General features: G+C 51.2%; 12 protein-coding genes and 1 pseudogene. 3 read left to right on the top strand and 10 right to left on the bottom strand.

The genetic code is table 11. The features are described 5' to 3' along the window. Window positions 1-36: 36 nt before the first annotated feature. The 4 genes from xdhC to guaD are packed head-to-tail and all read right to left on the bottom strand — an operon-like array spanning window position 37 to window position 5,903. A complete protein-coding gene (gene xdhC, locus DY231_RS11165) occupies window positions 37-807 on the bottom strand; it encodes a xanthine dehydrogenase accessory protein XdhC (protein WP_115628419.1) in 771 nt (256 codons plus the stop codon). Continuing rightward, window positions 804-3,149, bottom strand: a complete 2,346-nt coding sequence (xdhB, locus tag DY231_RS11160) for a xanthine dehydrogenase molybdopterin binding subunit (RefSeq protein ID WP_115628418.1) — start codon at window positions 3,147-3,149, stop codon at window positions 804-806. The genes xdhC and xdhB overlap by 4 nt, the downstream gene beginning before the upstream one ends. Next, on the bottom strand, window positions 3,139-4,575 hold the full coding sequence (xdhA, locus tag DY231_RS11155) for a xanthine dehydrogenase small subunit (RefSeq protein ID WP_115628417.1): 1,437 nt from the start codon (window positions 4,573-4,575) through the stop codon (window positions 3,139-3,141). The genes xdhB and xdhA overlap by 11 nt, the downstream gene beginning before the upstream one ends. Continuing rightward, the gene (gene guaD, locus DY231_RS11150) at window positions 4,572-5,903 is read right to left on the bottom strand and encodes a guanine deaminase (protein ID WP_115628416.1); all 1,332 of its coding nucleotides are present in this window, start codon (window positions 5,901-5,903) and stop codon (window positions 4,572-4,574) included. Before guaD ends, xdhA begins: the two co-directional genes overlap by 4 nt. A gap of 356 nt (window positions 5,904-6,259) precedes the next feature. Here guaD and ydfG point away from each other — a divergent pair, with 356 nt between their 5' ends. The 3 genes and pseudogenes from ydfG to DY231_RS11135 all read left to right on the top strand — a co-directional run. Next, window positions 6,260-7,009, top strand: coding sequence for a bifunctional NADP-dependent 3-hydroxy acid dehydrogenase/3-hydroxypropionate dehydrogenase YdfG (gene ydfG / locus DY231_RS11145; RefSeq protein WP_115628415.1), 750 nt, complete (start codon window positions 6,260-6,262; stop codon window positions 7,007-7,009). A gap of 92 nt (window positions 7,010-7,101) precedes the next feature. Further along, on the top strand, window positions 7,102-7,788 hold the full coding sequence (locus DY231_RS11140) for a GntR family transcriptional regulator (protein WP_115628414.1): 687 nt from the start codon (window positions 7,102-7,104) through the stop codon (window positions 7,786-7,788). Between the two features lie 237 nt (window positions 7,789-8,025). Next, a pseudogene (locus DY231_RS11135) lies at window positions 8,026-8,182 on the top strand (SH3 domain-containing protein); the annotation flags it as partial. 34 nt (window positions 8,183-8,216) lie between these two features. Here the strand turns inward: DY231_RS11135 and DY231_RS11130 are convergent. From DY231_RS11130 to DY231_RS11105, 6 genes are all read right to left on the bottom strand, one after another. Continuing rightward, entirely contained in the window at window positions 8,217-8,672 is a 456-nt protein-coding gene (locus DY231_RS11130) for a DUF417 family protein (RefSeq protein WP_115628413.1), read from the bottom strand. A gap of 113 nt (window positions 8,673-8,785) precedes the next feature. Then, a complete protein-coding gene (locus DY231_RS11125; protein ID WP_115628412.1) occupies window positions 8,786-9,343 on the bottom strand; it encodes a TetR/AcrR family transcriptional regulator in 558 nt (185 codons plus the stop codon). Between the two features lie 94 nt (window positions 9,344-9,437). After that, on the bottom strand, window positions 9,438-9,704 hold the full coding sequence (locus tag DY231_RS11120) for a YdgH/BhsA/McbA-like domain containing protein (RefSeq protein WP_115628411.1): 267 nt from the start codon (window positions 9,702-9,704) through the stop codon (window positions 9,438-9,440). Between the two features lie 263 nt (window positions 9,705-9,967). Further along, a complete protein-coding gene (locus tag DY231_RS11115) occupies window positions 9,968-11,419 on the bottom strand; it encodes a mannitol dehydrogenase family protein (RefSeq protein WP_115628410.1) in 1,452 nt (483 codons plus the stop codon). 157 nt (window positions 11,420-11,576) lie between these two features. Beyond that, on the bottom strand, window positions 11,577-12,872 hold the full coding sequence (locus tag DY231_RS11110; RefSeq protein ID WP_115628409.1) for an MFS transporter: 1,296 nt from the start codon (window positions 12,870-12,872) through the stop codon (window positions 11,577-11,579). A gap of 48 nt (window positions 12,873-12,920) precedes the next feature. Next, a complete protein-coding gene (locus DY231_RS11105) occupies window positions 12,921-13,934 on the bottom strand; it encodes a Zn-dependent oxidoreductase (protein ID WP_115628408.1) in 1,014 nt (337 codons plus the stop codon). Window positions 13,935-13,937: the final 3 nt, after the last annotated feature.

The raw sequence follows: 13,937 nt of genomic DNA, 5'->3' as shown, positions 1-13,937 counted from the left end.
CAGCGTCATCCGACAAAATTCGCCTAATTTTCCAGTCTAACCAGTCGCTTGATACACAGCAATAATCTCTGCGGCAATAGCCACGGCGATTTCTGCCGGGAGTTTCCCTTTCACGTCGGGCAAGCCCACCGGGCAGCGCAAGGTACTCAGTTGCTGCGGCGTGATGCCTTTTCCCGCCAGGCGATACTCAAAACGCTGGCGTTTAGTGTGTGAGCCAATTAACCCCAGATAGCGGTAATCACCACGTTTCAGTATCGCTGCGGTTAATTCCAGGTCGCGCGGGTGGTGGTGCGTCATCACAATAAAATAACTGTTCGCAGGTGCGGATTTCACCCCATCCAGCGGGTCTTCCGCCTGCCAGGTTTTCACTCCTGGCGGCACGGCAGTGAACATATCAGCACGTTCATCAACCCAGGTGATGTGACAAGGTAAGGTTGATAATAATGCCACCAGCGCCTGCCCGACATGGCCTGCGCCAAAGACGACAATCTGCGGCTGCGGCTGAATCAGCGGTTCAAATAACACCGTGGTCATTCCACCGCAACATTGCCCAAGCCTGGCACCGAGATTAAAATGCTCGGTATGCGGAGCGGTGTTTTGCTTCTCCAGCATGTCACGAGCCATGGCGATGCACTGGTATTCGAGGTGCCCACCGCCAATCGTCAGATAAGTGTGTTCGCGGCCAACGATCATTTTGGTGCCACAGTTTCTGGGCACCGAACCTTTGTCCGCCAGCAACGTCAGCAACACACACGGTTCACGGCGTTCATGCAACTGCATCAGAATGCGGATCCATTCATCGTTCATGGTGCCTCCTGACAACCCCAAAACACACGCTCCGGTGTGGCGGGTGCGTCTAACATCGGGTGTTCCTGATAATTCGTCACGCTGGCGACGGCATCCTGCAAGGCACACCACACCGAAATTCCCAGCATAAATGGTGGTTCGCCAACGGCTTTGGAACGGTAAACGGTGTGCTGCGGATTGGCGTGATTTTCCAGTAGATTCACCCGCAGATCGCATGGCACATCGCTAATCGCCGGGATTTTGTAGCTCATCGGGCTGTCGGTCAGCAGGCGACCTTTTTCATCCCACACCAGCTCTTCGCAGGTCAGCCAGCCCGCGCCTTGCACAAAGCCGCCTTCGATTTGCCCGATATCCAGCGCCGGGTTTAGTGAACTCCCTACGTCATGCAGAATATCGGTGCGCAGCAGGCGATATTCCCCGGTCAGCGTGTCGATAATCACTTCCGAGCACGCCGCTCCGTATGAGAAGTAATAGAACGGTTGTCCGCGTCCGGCGGCGCGATCGTAATGAATACCCGGCACTTTGTAGAAACCCGTCGCCGAAAGCGGCACCTGGTTAAGCCACGCCAGGTGAGCAATTTCGTTGAATGTGAAATGTCGCCCTGCCGCTTTCACTACGCCGTTGCGAAATACTACCTGTTCCGCTTCGCAATGGTGTAAACGGCAAAGCATCTCCACCAGCCGTTCTTTAATGGTGAGTGCCGCAATTTCCGCCGCTTTACCGTTAAGATCGGCACCGGATGACGCCGCGGTCGGCGAAGTATTAGGGACTTTGCCCGTATTGGTTGCCGTGACCTGAATTTGCTCGACAGGAATTTGCAGCACCTGCGCGACAACTTGCGCCACTTTGGTGTTCAGGCCTTGTCCCATCTCCGTGCCGCCATGGTTAAGCTGCACGGTGCCATCGGTGTAAATCAGCAGTAACGCGCCCGCCTGATTCAGGAAACTGGAGGTAAACGAGATGCCGAACTTCACCGGAGTCAGCGCCAGCCCGCGTTTGAGTACCGGGCTGCGGCGATTAAACTCACCGATTTGCGCACGACGGCTCTGGTAATCCGCGCTCACCTCAAGCTGACGGGTGATTTCCGGCATAATGTTGTGTTCAACCGTTTGATGGTAGTGCGTCACGTTGCGTTCGGTGTCGCCGTAGTAATTGCGTTTGCGCACCTCCAGCGGGTCCAAACCCAGGTCGCGGGCAATGTGGTCCATAATCTGTTCGATGGCGACCATACCCTGCGGCCCGCCAAAACCACGATAGGCCGTATTCGACGCCAGATTTGTGCGACAGCGATAGCCTGTGACACGCGCATCACCGAGGTAATAGGCGTTATCGGCGTGAAACATCGCCCGATCGCAGATCGATCCTGAGAGATCCAGCGAATAACCACAGTTAGCCGCCAGATCGATGACTACGCCATTGAGTATTCCTTCATCCGTAAAACCAACATCGTAGCGGACAAAAAACGGATGCCGTTTACCCGTAATGCGCATATCGTCGCGCCTGGATAAGCGCATTTTTGCCGGTTTTCCGGTCAACGCCGCCACCAGGGCAGCATGGCAGGCGATGCCCGCAGCCTGCGTTTCTTTGCCGCCGAATCCTCCGCCCATGCGGCGCATATCCACCGTGACTTTATTCATAGTGACGCCCAATACCGAGGCCACCAGCTTTTGCACTTCGGTCGGATGTTGAGTGGACGACCACACCGTCACGCTGCCATCTTCACCGGGCTGCACGACGGCAATTTGTCCTTCGAGGTAAAAATGCTCCTGGCCGCCGATATGAAACTGCCCCTGAAGTCGATGCACAGCCGCTGCCAGCGCAGAGTCTGCGTCACCACGTTGATGAACATGCGGCTCTTGCACATACAGCTCGCGGCGCAATGCCTCTTCGACATCCAGCACGGGCTCAAGCACCTCATATTCAATCACCGCCTTGAGCGCCGCTGCGCGTGCGGCTTCCGGGGTTTGCGCCGCAACGGTTAATACAATCTGGCCGTGGTATTCCACCCGGTCGCGGGCAAACAGCGGATCACCCGGTGCCAGCGGGCCGATATCCAGCTCTCCGGGGACATCCTGCCAGCTGAAAACTCGCTCCACTCCCGGCACGGAATAACACGCGGACGTGTCGATGTTTAAAATTTTCGCATGAGCGTGTTGGCTAAGAACCGGGCAAAGATGCAACATGCCCGGCAAGGTGAGTTTGTCGTCGATATATTCCGCTTTGCCGCTGACGTGTTTATCCGCACTTTCATGCTTCAGACTTTTGCCCGCACCGCCGTTCATTTCACGGGAAAACTGTTCTATTAATGCCTGCTCTGACAGACGCACCGGGTTAGTAGACATAAGTGTTGACCTCCAGCGCATCGCTCGGTTCGTTATGTTGAAGAACCAGGCGCGTTAACAGATTCTGCGCAACTTTTAGACGGTAAATGCCTGAACCCCGGAAATCGGTTAACGGTTGGAAATCATTGGCCAGCGCTTCACGAGCCAGCCCGACAGTCTGCTCATTTAAGGGGTGTCCGATAAACACCAGTTCCGCACTTTTCGCCCGCGCCGGAACCGCCGCCATGCCCCCAAATGCCAGTTTTGCGGATTCCACAATTCCGTCTTTGACATGCAGATTAAACGCGCCAAATACCGTCGAAATATCGTCATCCATGCGTTTAGAAATCTTCCATGCGTTAAACGTGGGCGATATCGCTTCGCGTTCAATCACCACCGCGCAGATAAATTCACCGGGCTGCAAAGCCGTTTTGCGGTAGCTCAGGAAGAACGCATCGAGCGGCAGAACGCGGGTCGCCTCGCCACATCGCAGTTCTAGGCTGGCTCCCAACGCCAGTAACATGGGCGCGCCATCGCCGATGGGCGAGGCATTCGCCAGGTTCCCGGCAAGCGTTGCGTGGTTGCGAATTTGCGGTGAGGCAAAACGTTCTAATACACGTGCAAACGCCGGAACCAGAGGCTGCAAGACCTGCTCACACCTCTGTAACGTCACCATCGCCCCCAGCCGAATTTGATTTTCACTGACGGTAATGGCTTTAAGTTCTTCGACCTGATTAAGGCTGATGATCAGCGGCAACGTCTGGTATTGCTGGGTAATTGTCAGCGCCAGATCGGTGCCGCCCGCCAGCAGACGAGCCTGCGGGTTTTGCTGATAAAGCTCGGCCAGTTGCGCCACGCTTTTCGGTATCAGGCAGCGGTTGGATTGGCGTAACTCGCCCATCTGCGCTTGTTGCAGCGATTTCAGGCGGGCCACCGTTTGCGGTTCATCACGGCTGAACTGATCCTGCATAGATCCGGCACTTTTTTGCATCGCCTCGATAATCGGACGATAACCGGTGCAACGGCACAGATTCCCGGCAAGATGTTTTTCAATCTCATGGCGCTGCGAGTGGCTCCTGGCTTTGTGCAGCGCGAAGCCGGACATCACAAAACCCGGGGTACAAAAACCGCATTGTGATGCGTGGCAGTCCGCCATCGCCTGTTGGACCGGATGCAGTTTGTCGCCTTGCGCTAAATCTTCGACCGTCAGCAACTGCTTGCCATCCAACTGGCTGATGAGCGTGATGCAGCCGTTGGCCGTGTCATAGCGCATTTTCTCGCCATCGATTTGCCCGAGCACCACGGTGCACGCGCCACAATCGCCCGACGCGCACCCTTCTTTGCTGCCGCAGCGATGTTCACTCCCCCGCAGCCAGTTCAACACCGTGGTATTCGGATCAACATCGTCGAGCGTTTTTAAGGTTTGATTGAGCAAAAATTGAATCATGCCGCGACCTCCAGCGTGTCACGCGTCCACACGCATTTGCCGTTGATCCAGGTGTGCCAGATGTTGCGATCGTCGCCCAACGTCATCAGCACGAACAGTTTTTCGAATATGTCGCGGCTATTGGCATGGCGCATTTTCTGTAGCGGCGATACCGCTAAGTCGAGCACCACGAAATCCGCTTCTTTGCCGGGTAAGAAATTGCCAATCTTATCGTCAAGATCTAACGCGTGAGCGCCGCCTAACGTGGCATGATAAAACGCTTCGCTTGCGCACAATCGGTAGCCTTGCAACTGCGCGACTTTGTACGCCTCCGCCAGGGTTTGCAGCATATTAAAGGTGGTGCCCGCGCCCACATCGGTGCCAATCCCCATGCGGATCCCGCGCTCGTGGCACTGCTTTAAGTTAAACAGGCCGCTCCCCAGAAACAGGTTTGAGGTCGGGCAAAAGGCAATGGCAGATTCGGTGCGGTGCAGGCAATCCCACTCGCAATCCTGCAGATGAATCGCGTGGGCAAAGACGCTACGTTTCCCGGTGAGTTTGTAGTGGTGATACACCCCAAGATAGCTTTCGGACTCGGGCCACAGGCTTTTCACCCATTCCACTTCCGCGCTGTTTTCACTCAGATGGGTGTGGAGCCAGGTATCGGGGAATTCCTCACGCAGCGCTTGCACGACGGCGAGCAATTCAGGTGAAGAGGTAGGCGCAAAACGTGGGGTCAACGCATAGTTCAGACGCCCCTTTTTATGCCAGCGCACGATGAGTTCGCGGGTCTGAAGATAGCTTTGCTCCGGTGTTTCAGTCAGATAGTCCGGCGCGTTGCGATCCATCATCACTTTCCCGGCAATCATGCGCATTGAGAGATGCTCCGCCGCACTGAACAAAGCGTCTACCGATTGCGGATGCACGGTGCCAAACACTAATGCCGTGGTGGTGCCGTTGCTCAGTAGCTGGCTGAGGAAAAATGCCGACATTTTCGCGGCGTGCGAGCTGTCCTGGTACTGACTCTCCACCGGGAAGGTGTAGGTCTGGAGCCATTCAAGGAGCTGTTCGCCATATGCGCCAATCATCTCAGTCTGCGGATAATGCAGATGCGTATCAACGAAACCTGGCAGGATCAGTTTGCCGCGATAATCGACATAGTCACTTTCCGCGCGCAGATGGTGACGCCCTTCTTCCCATGGCAGCAGCGCGACGATAATGCCGTCGTTAAGAAATAACAGCCCATCTTCGTGATGACGAGCGTTTGCCAGTAATTCATCCGGGCGGGTTCCGGTTTGGGTGATGTCGAAAAACTGACCGCGCAATGCTTGCGTGTAATTAACTGTCATCGCCGTACCTGTAATGGGTTTGTGAAGAATGAGTTAACTATTGCAATGTTGATGCCATGTTGCCGTTTGGCTTTAATTAGTTTGATAACAGTAGCTTAGATTACATTTTTGGTTGTTGCGCAACATTTGCGCAACTTTAACATATGCAAACGGTTGCTATTTATCGAAATCGGTTGCCTTTCCCCTTTTCGGACTGAGATCTCGAGAATGGCGAAAAAAACTGCGCGATGCTGGTGCAGCGTGAAAACCTTACTGCACCAGCATCGCGCAAGGTCTGCCATACTAAAGTTCAATTATCGAAAATAGCGTTCGCATGCTAAGGTATTACGACATAAAAAGCGTTGAGGAACAGTGAGATGATTATTCTGGTAACCGGCGCCACCGCCGGATTTGGTGAGAGCATTACCCGTCGTTTCGTCCAGCAGGGCCACAAAGTCATTGCTACGGGCCGCCGCCTGGAGCGCCTGCAAGAGCTGAAAGATGAACTGGGTGATAGCATCATTACGCTGCAACTTGATGTACGTAACCGCGCGGCTATCGAGCAAGCCATGGAACAACTGCCTGCCGACTGGCGCGACATTGACGTGTTGGTGAACAATGCGGGCCTGGCGTTGGGTATGGAACCTGCTCATAAAGCTGACGCGGATGACTGGGAAACGATGATCGACACCAACAATAAAGGTCTGGTGTATATGACTCGCGCCGTGCTGCCAGGTATGGTGGAGCGTAATCGTGGTCACATTATCAATATCGGTTCGACTGCGGGAAGCTGGCCGTACGCGGGCGGCAACGTTTATGGCGCAACCAAGGCGTTTGTGCGCCAGTTCAGCCTGAATCTGCGTGCAGATTTGCATAAGACGGCTATTCGCGTAACGGATATTGAGCCGGGTCTGGTTGGCGGGACTGAGTTCTCAAACGTGCGTTTCAAAGGTGACGACGGCAAAGTCGAGAAAACCTACGAGAATGCCAATGCGCTGACGCCTGAAGATGTGACTGAAGCCGTTTGGTGGGTCGCGACTTTACCGAAACACGTCAACATCAACACCCTTGAAATGATGCCTGTTAGCCAGTCGTTTGCGGGGCTTAGCGTTCACCGCGAAGGTTAATCGCTTTTCCCAATGCTTAGGGCTTTCAGTTATGGGCGACCGTGCAAATAAATGTTAAATTTGCACGGTTCTTCAACGATAAGAAAAAAACCATGTTACCGTCAACTTTGCTCAACCCCACTCAGCCTGTAAACCAACAAATCTACCGCATTTTGCGCCGTGATATTGTTCGTTGCCTGATTCCGCCTGGTACTCCGCTTTCTGAAAAAGAAGTGTCGATTCGCTTTGAAGTATCGCGCCAGCCGGTGCGTGAAGCCTTTATTAAACTGGCTGAAACGGGACTGGTGCAAATCCGCCCGCAGCGCGGCACGTATGTGAATAAGATTTCGGTCAGTCAGGTGAAAAACGGCTGTTTTGTGCGTGAAGCGATTGAACGTGCGGTGGCAAAACGTGCCGCGAGTATGGCGACGGATGAACATCTCTATATGCTCGAACAGTTGCTTAATCAGCAACGCACGGCCATTGATCGTAACCAACTGGATGATTTTTTCCAGTTAGACGACGAATTCCATGAGCAGTTAGCGTTAGTAGCGGATTGCCGCCTGGCGTGGGAAACGGTCGAGAATATTAAAGCGACGATGGACAGGGTGCGCTATATGAGCCTTGATCACGTCTCTCCTCCAGAAATGTTGCTCTCCCAGCATTACGATATTTTTGAAGCCCTGAAGCAGCATGATGAAAACGGGGTGGATCAAGCGATGCATCGCCATCTGCATGAGATAAGTCAGTCAATTCTGTTGATTCGTAACGAGAAGCGCGACTGGTTTACTGAAGAGTAAAGAAGGAGTCCGCTTGGAAAGCGGACATTATCCCACGCTAAGACTGATTTTTGTACAAAGTGATGTCGACTGTACGCAATGAGCGGTATTTTCCGGATCCCAGCTTAAGATTATTACGCCAGATGTCATCTCCACTCAGATTGATATGCTCCCAGCCCACGATCCTTTATTTCACCCTGAGGGTGCATAAAGACCGCTCGCGCAAGGGCATTATTTATCATTCTGACCAGGGAATGACTTCCCAAAGGCGGTTATGGTGATTTTAGCCATGTGGTAGGTGATATAAACCAGTGGATAAATGGTTATTACAACGTGTACCGCCCTCATACAAACAATATTGGTATCGCCTTGCTTACATGAAGAAAAGTGGACGCAGGCTATCCCAGTGTCCTGATTTTGTAATCCACTATATGTTGAGAAAGAAGCTTTTAACGTTTTTTAAGGACTTCATTTAATCGAACAAGATCGTTTTTTAATAACACCGCACCGGCTCCGATCAGCAAAATATCTTTAATGATAAAACTGTCAATTTTACCCAACTGCGGTAAGAGGCTTAAAGTTGTGATGCCCGTCATTATCACCATAAATGCACCGGCAGCACCAAATAATGGTCGAGAGAAACCGATAATGAGCGCGAGAAAAGTGAGCGTTTCCATTACGCCAAGAAAGTAGCTGCCACCATTTACACCAAAGAGTGTGTATAAAACGTGGAGCCATGTTGTTGATATTAAAGGCTCCAGCGCTTGCACCTCAAAATCGAACCATTTATAGGTCCCAAATAAAGCAAAAATGACAATGACGGACAAACGTAAAATCGCTATATCTATTTTTGATAATATATAAATAATTTTATTTAGCAGGGGATGCTGAGTAGTCGTATTCATAATCTGTTCCTTTTTAACAACTGCTTATTATGAGTCATCTTTAGCCACCTACCTATTGAAAGGTAGGCATCTCGGTTAAATTAAAGTTCGGTACACTTGACTTCGGCGTGTCTTTACTCAGTAATTAACATCTGCAGCAAAGCAACCTTCGTGCGAGCATGTATTTCATACGGAGCTGTGCGGTTTAACATGAGTGCGCCTTTAAAAGCATTACAGACAATTACCGCCATATCTTCAGCGAGTATTTGGAAATGTAATTGGCCCGCTTCTCTGCCATCCTCAAGAATATCGCTTAGTATTCTCAATTCAACTTTTGCCAACAGACTTACCGCTTCCTGTAACTCTGGGGTAAAAAGGTTGCTGTCCGAAAGCATTGCGTAAACGCCACACATTTGCTTTTTCTCGACGCATTCCGAAAATGCATCCAGATAGGCAAGCAGCTGTGTCCGACCCGCCGGTAATGTGTCGATATGATTTTTCAGCTTGTGAAAACCAGTCGTTTTTTTATCACAGTAAGCCAGCCCGAGATCGGTTTTGGAGGGAAAATGGTGATGAATACTGGCTTTACGGATACCCATACGCTCTGCCAAATCTGCATAACTAAATCCGGCATAACCATTTTCCTGAATCAAAGTATCCGCTAAATCCAGCAGGTTATTGTAGGTGGACATACTTATTCTCCCGGCACAGCCATGCCTGTGCAGATTATCAGATGCGATATCGCCCGCCTTCGTATCCGGCGTTATTGCATAGAATAACAGGAAATTAGCGATAGAGGGTGGCCGTTCCATGCAGCAGATTATTTCCGCCCACGCTGGTAATACGATAGCTGCTGGCTCCTGCCGCGTCTGCCTTCATACGAATCTGATCGTCCACATCATTCATGGTATAGGCTGATCCGGATGAAACAGCGCCGATTTTCATCAGCTCTTTTGCCTGTGTGGTGTTAACTTCCTCGGCCGCATTCGCAAAGCCTGCAGTCGCTAAAATTAGAGCGGATAGTGAGGTACGGATGATGTTTGATGTCTTCATGATGTTTTTCCTGAGTTGTGTTTTCGTTCAATGGAGTTGTCTCGACAAACACAGACTACCTACCAGAAGGTAGGTAGTCAACAAATAATAATCCATTTGCTATGGGAGAGTCTCATGCATAGCTATTTCGGCGTGAAAAACCCTGCTAACGATATGAAATAATTACAATATTCCCCGTTTCTCAAACGAATCTCAAGAACTCACTGTTTAGCAGTTCATAGCTACCGTCTTGAACGTCAAGCGGTAGCTACGAAACCACATATTTAGAACTTAGCGACTGTCGCTTTTGCGCCGTTTTCACGCAGCGCCAGGTAAGATTCAATCACCTGATTGACGAATTTCGCGTTAGCAGGCAGGTCTTCGCCAAAGATAGTTTTCAGCCCTAACAGAGCCTTAACGCGGGTTTCCCCTTCTTTGCTGGCAGCAACCGCTTGCTGAATTGCAGGCAATAATGGGTCACTCACTTCGATTGCCGCGCCCTGCTCGTCCACACCACCGACATAACGCATCCAACCTGCAACGCCCAGCGCCAGCAGATTAAACTCGCTGCCGTTTGCCAGGTGCCAACGAATGGAGTCTAACCAACGCTGTGGCAATTTCTGGCTTCCGTCCATCGCGATTTGCCAGGTACGGTGACGCAGTGCCGGGTTGGTGTAACGCGCAATCAGTGAATCGGCATATTTTGCCAGGTCAACGCCCTGCACTTTCAGGGTTGGCGCTTGTTCCTGCAACATCAATGCATGTGCTGTACGACGGTAATTCTCATCCTGCATGCACTCAGAAATATGCTGATAGCCCGCCAGATAGCCGAGGTATGCAAGGAATGAATGGCTGCCGTTGAGCATACGCAATTTCATTTCTTCGTATGGCAGAACGTCTTTCACCAATTCCGCACCGGCTTTTTCCCACTCAGGGCGGCCCGCGACGAAGTTATCTTCGATAACCCACTGGCGGAACGGTTCACATGCCACAGCAGCAGGGTCAGCAACGCCGGTCGCCTGAGCCACTTGTTCCAGCGTTTCAGCCGTGACGGCTGGCACAATGCGGTCAACCATGGTGGATGGGAATGTCACATTCGCCTTGATCCACTCCGCCAATTCCGGGTTAATCGCCTGCGCGTACGCGGTGATAACATTACGGGTGACGTGGCCGTTTTCCGGCATGTTGTCGCAGGACATCACGCTAAATGCAGGCAGACCAGCGGCTTTACGACGCGCCAGGGCTTCAACAATCACGCCCGGTGCGGATTTCGGCTGTTGCGGATTTGCGATGTCGTGTGCAATGAATGGGTGATCCAGCAAGATGGTGCCGGTTGCCGGAGTATGGCAGTAGCCTTTTTCCGTCACGGTCAGGGAGACAATCGCCACTTCAGGTTGCGTCATGGCGGTGAACACGGCTTCCAGGCCATCGACCTGAGCGTGAATGGCGTTTTTCACCACACCCACCACGCGGCAATGCCATGCGTCGGCAGACATTTCTGCCACGCTATAAAGGTTGTCTTGCTGTTTTAAATCAGCAATTTGCTGCTCGCCGCCAATCAGGTTAACTTCACAGTAACCCCAGTCGCTACCGTGATCGCTTGCCAGGATGTCAGCGTAAACCGCCTGATGAGCGCGATGGAAGGCGCCAAAACCAAGATGAACGATGCGTGATACCAGTTTGCTACGGTCGTATTGAGGGACAATAGCTTTTGCAGATAAGAGCTTGTTTTCCATTTTGAAACTCGCTGTTTAGTAGCTGTGTAGTAACTTGGGGACCACCACAGACTACCTGCTATGGTAGTCTGCATATTGATTTGCATTAAACTTTTGTGCATTTGGTATGACACGAAATAAAAGGTGTATAACAACTCACAGTTTCTTCATTTAATGCTCAGCGAGTACTTGCCACCAATGGCGTTTCCGTTTTCGGCTGTTTAATAACAAATAACACCAGGATTGCGCCAAGTGCTGCTACGCCACCCGCGAGAATAAACGCACTGTCAAATTTGCCGGTGTTCTGCACGATGAAACCGGTGACGATTGGACCAATAATCCCGGACACACTGCCAATCAAATGAATAAAACCACTCACGCTCCCAATACGCGTCTTGGTGACCACGTCCTGAATAATCGCCCAGTAGATCGCCCCGGTGACATAAAGGAAGAAGATGGACACTGACATCAGGATCACTGCCGGTACAACCTGACTGACTGTCCCCGCCAGCGCGACACATATTGCTGCGGCTAATAAACAAACCACTAATACAATTTTGCGCGATAATAATAATTTACCGGTCATACGCAGAATGGTATCGGAAATAACGCCACCTAATGCCAGGCCGACGAAACCGACAATCCATGGAATAACGGTAGTAATACTCATCTCTTTAATATTCAGACCGTGAGCCTGAACTAAATAAGAGGGGAACCAACTCAGGAAGAAGAATAAAATATAGTTGTAACAGAAGAAAGCAAATGCAGTGACCAGGATGATAGGTTTTTTAAGATAATAGCCGAGTGTATGCCCGGAAACATCGCCATCTAAATCCTGAGTGTCACCACCGTTCTGTGCTTTCATCAGCGCAATTAATTCACGCTCTTGTGCGCTGACACGGCTACTTTTTTCAGGGGTATCAGCCACGAAGAAGAACCACACCAGCATCCAGATAATACCGATGCCACAGATAATCATAAACGCCGGACGCCAGCCAAATCCCAGAGCCAGATATCCGACAATCGGGCCAGCTACTGCGCCACCCAGTGGCGAGCCTGCACTTAACAAACCCAATGCTGTCGCGGCCTGTTTTCGAGGAAACCAACCGTTAATCATCTTATTAGCTGACGCGCATATTGGCCCTTCTGCCATGCCAAATAGCACGCGTAACACCAGCATCGACCAAAAACCGGTGGCCAGTGCGGTCATACCACAGAAAATGGACCACATCCCCACGGCGCAACCCAGAACAATCATCGGGCCGAATTTATCGACGGCAAGCCCGCCAATAAAATTAAACAACGCATATCCAAAGAAGAAACTGCCGAATATCATGCCGAACTCTTCAGGATTAATCGTGAGGTCTTTTTCAATCAGCGGCAGTGTAATAGATAATGCCACTCTATCCAGATAATTGATCATGTAGACCATGAATAACAGGAATACAATTACCCAACGTAGATTCTTAACCATAAAAACTCCGTTCTTTATAATAAGTATATTGATGTAGGGTACGACTCATTAAAACTTCAGTAATACTTTGCAGCACTGCTTCTGATCTTTCTCAAATAGCTCCATCGCTTCCCGAACTTGTAAATAAGGGAATTGATGAGTGATCAGTTTTTCCGGTTGAATTTTGCGTTCCGTCATCCAGCTAATCACCAGCGGGAACCGGTTGCTATTCAGACGAGAGCTGAAAATAGTTAACTCTTTGCTGGTTATCGCCTGCTGGCTAATGACGCAAGCATCTGATGAAAACCCCATAATGCCGATACGCGCGGCCGGTGATGCAAGGCTAATGGCTTCCGGTAAAATTGATGGATGACAGGCGGCATCAATAATCAGCGTCGGGCGAATTCCAAGCGCATCCAGTTCGGTTTTTAAATCACTGTTCGCGTTGTTAATCACGCGGTCGGCACCGTTGGCTTTCGCCATGGCGAGGCGTTCATCAATGCGGTCGGCGACGATAATTTCCTTTACGCCGTATACGCCGCGCAACGCCTGAATAGATGTCAGTCCCATCGGCCCTGCGCCATAGATGAGTGCGGTATCCAACGGAGTGGGTTTCATCTGGGAGCAAATATTTGCCGCAATGGTAAATGGTTCAACCATCGTCGCTTCGTTATCGGGAATGGAATCCGGCACGACGTGCGCGTTTTTCGCCGGCAGCGTGACGTATTCACTAAATCCGCCATCGCGATGCACCCCAATGACCTGAAGTTCCGCACACACATTGGGCCGCCCTACCGCGCACGGATAACAATGACCGCAACTGACGACAGGATCACCCACCACACGCTCACCGATGCGTGATTTTGCAATGCCTTCACCGACCGCATCTATGTGACCGAAAAATTCATGCCCAATAACGCGAGGATATTTGGCAAAAGGATTATGACCGCGATAAATGTGTACATCTGAGCCGCAAATGCCCGCGCATGTCACCCGTATTCTGACTTCCCCCGGTAGCGGTTGTGGCGCTGAACGTTCTTCAATTACCAATTTTTCGGGCTGCTGTATGGTTACGCTTTTCATATT

The sequence above is a fragment of the Buttiauxella agrestis genome (genome assembly GCF_900446255.1).
GTDB classification, from domain to species: domain Bacteria; phylum Pseudomonadota; class Gammaproteobacteria; order Enterobacterales; family Enterobacteriaceae; genus Buttiauxella; species Buttiauxella agrestis.
This window is presented reverse-complemented; position numbering and strand designations above follow the sequence as displayed.

Excerpts from the sequence above, each read along its gene's own strand:
- xdhC (WP_115628419.1), bottom strand. The coding sequence starts at position 807 with ATGAACGATGAATGGATCCGCATTCTGATGCAGTTGCATGAACGCCGT.
- xdhB (WP_115628418.1), bottom strand. The coding sequence starts at position 3,149 with ATGTCTACTAACCCGGTGCGTCTGTCAGAGCAGGCATTAATAGAACAG.
- xdhA (WP_115628417.1), bottom strand. The coding sequence starts at position 4,575 with ATGATTCAATTTTTGCTCAATCAAACCTTAAAAACGCTCGACGATGTT.
- guaD (WP_115628416.1), bottom strand. The coding sequence starts at position 5,903 with ATGACAGTTAATTACACGCAAGCATTGCGCGGTCAGTTTTTCGACATC.
- ydfG (WP_115628415.1), top strand. The coding sequence starts at position 6,260 with ATGATTATTCTGGTAACCGGCGCCACCGCCGGATTTGGTGAGAGCATT.
- DY231_RS11140 (WP_115628414.1), top strand. The coding sequence starts at position 7,102 with ATGTTACCGTCAACTTTGCTCAACCCCACTCAGCCTGTAAACCAACAA.
- DY231_RS11130 (WP_115628413.1), bottom strand. The coding sequence starts at position 8,672 with ATGAATACGACTACTCAGCATCCCCTGCTAAATAAAATTATTTATATA.
- DY231_RS11125 (WP_115628412.1), bottom strand. The coding sequence starts at position 9,343 with ATGTCCACCTACAATAACCTGCTGGATTTAGCGGATACTTTGATTCAG.
- DY231_RS11120 (WP_115628411.1), bottom strand. The coding sequence starts at position 9,704 with ATGAAGACATCAAACATCATCCGTACCTCACTATCCGCTCTAATTTTA.
- DY231_RS11115 (WP_115628410.1), bottom strand. The coding sequence starts at position 11,419 with ATGGAAAACAAGCTCTTATCTGCAAAAGCTATTGTCCCTCAATACGAC.
- DY231_RS11110 (WP_115628409.1), bottom strand. The coding sequence starts at position 12,872 with ATGGTTAAGAATCTACGTTGGGTAATTGTATTCCTGTTATTCATGGTC.
- DY231_RS11105 (WP_115628408.1), bottom strand. The coding sequence starts at position 13,934 with ATGAAAAGCGTAACCATACAGCAGCCCGAAAAATTGGTAATTGAAGAA.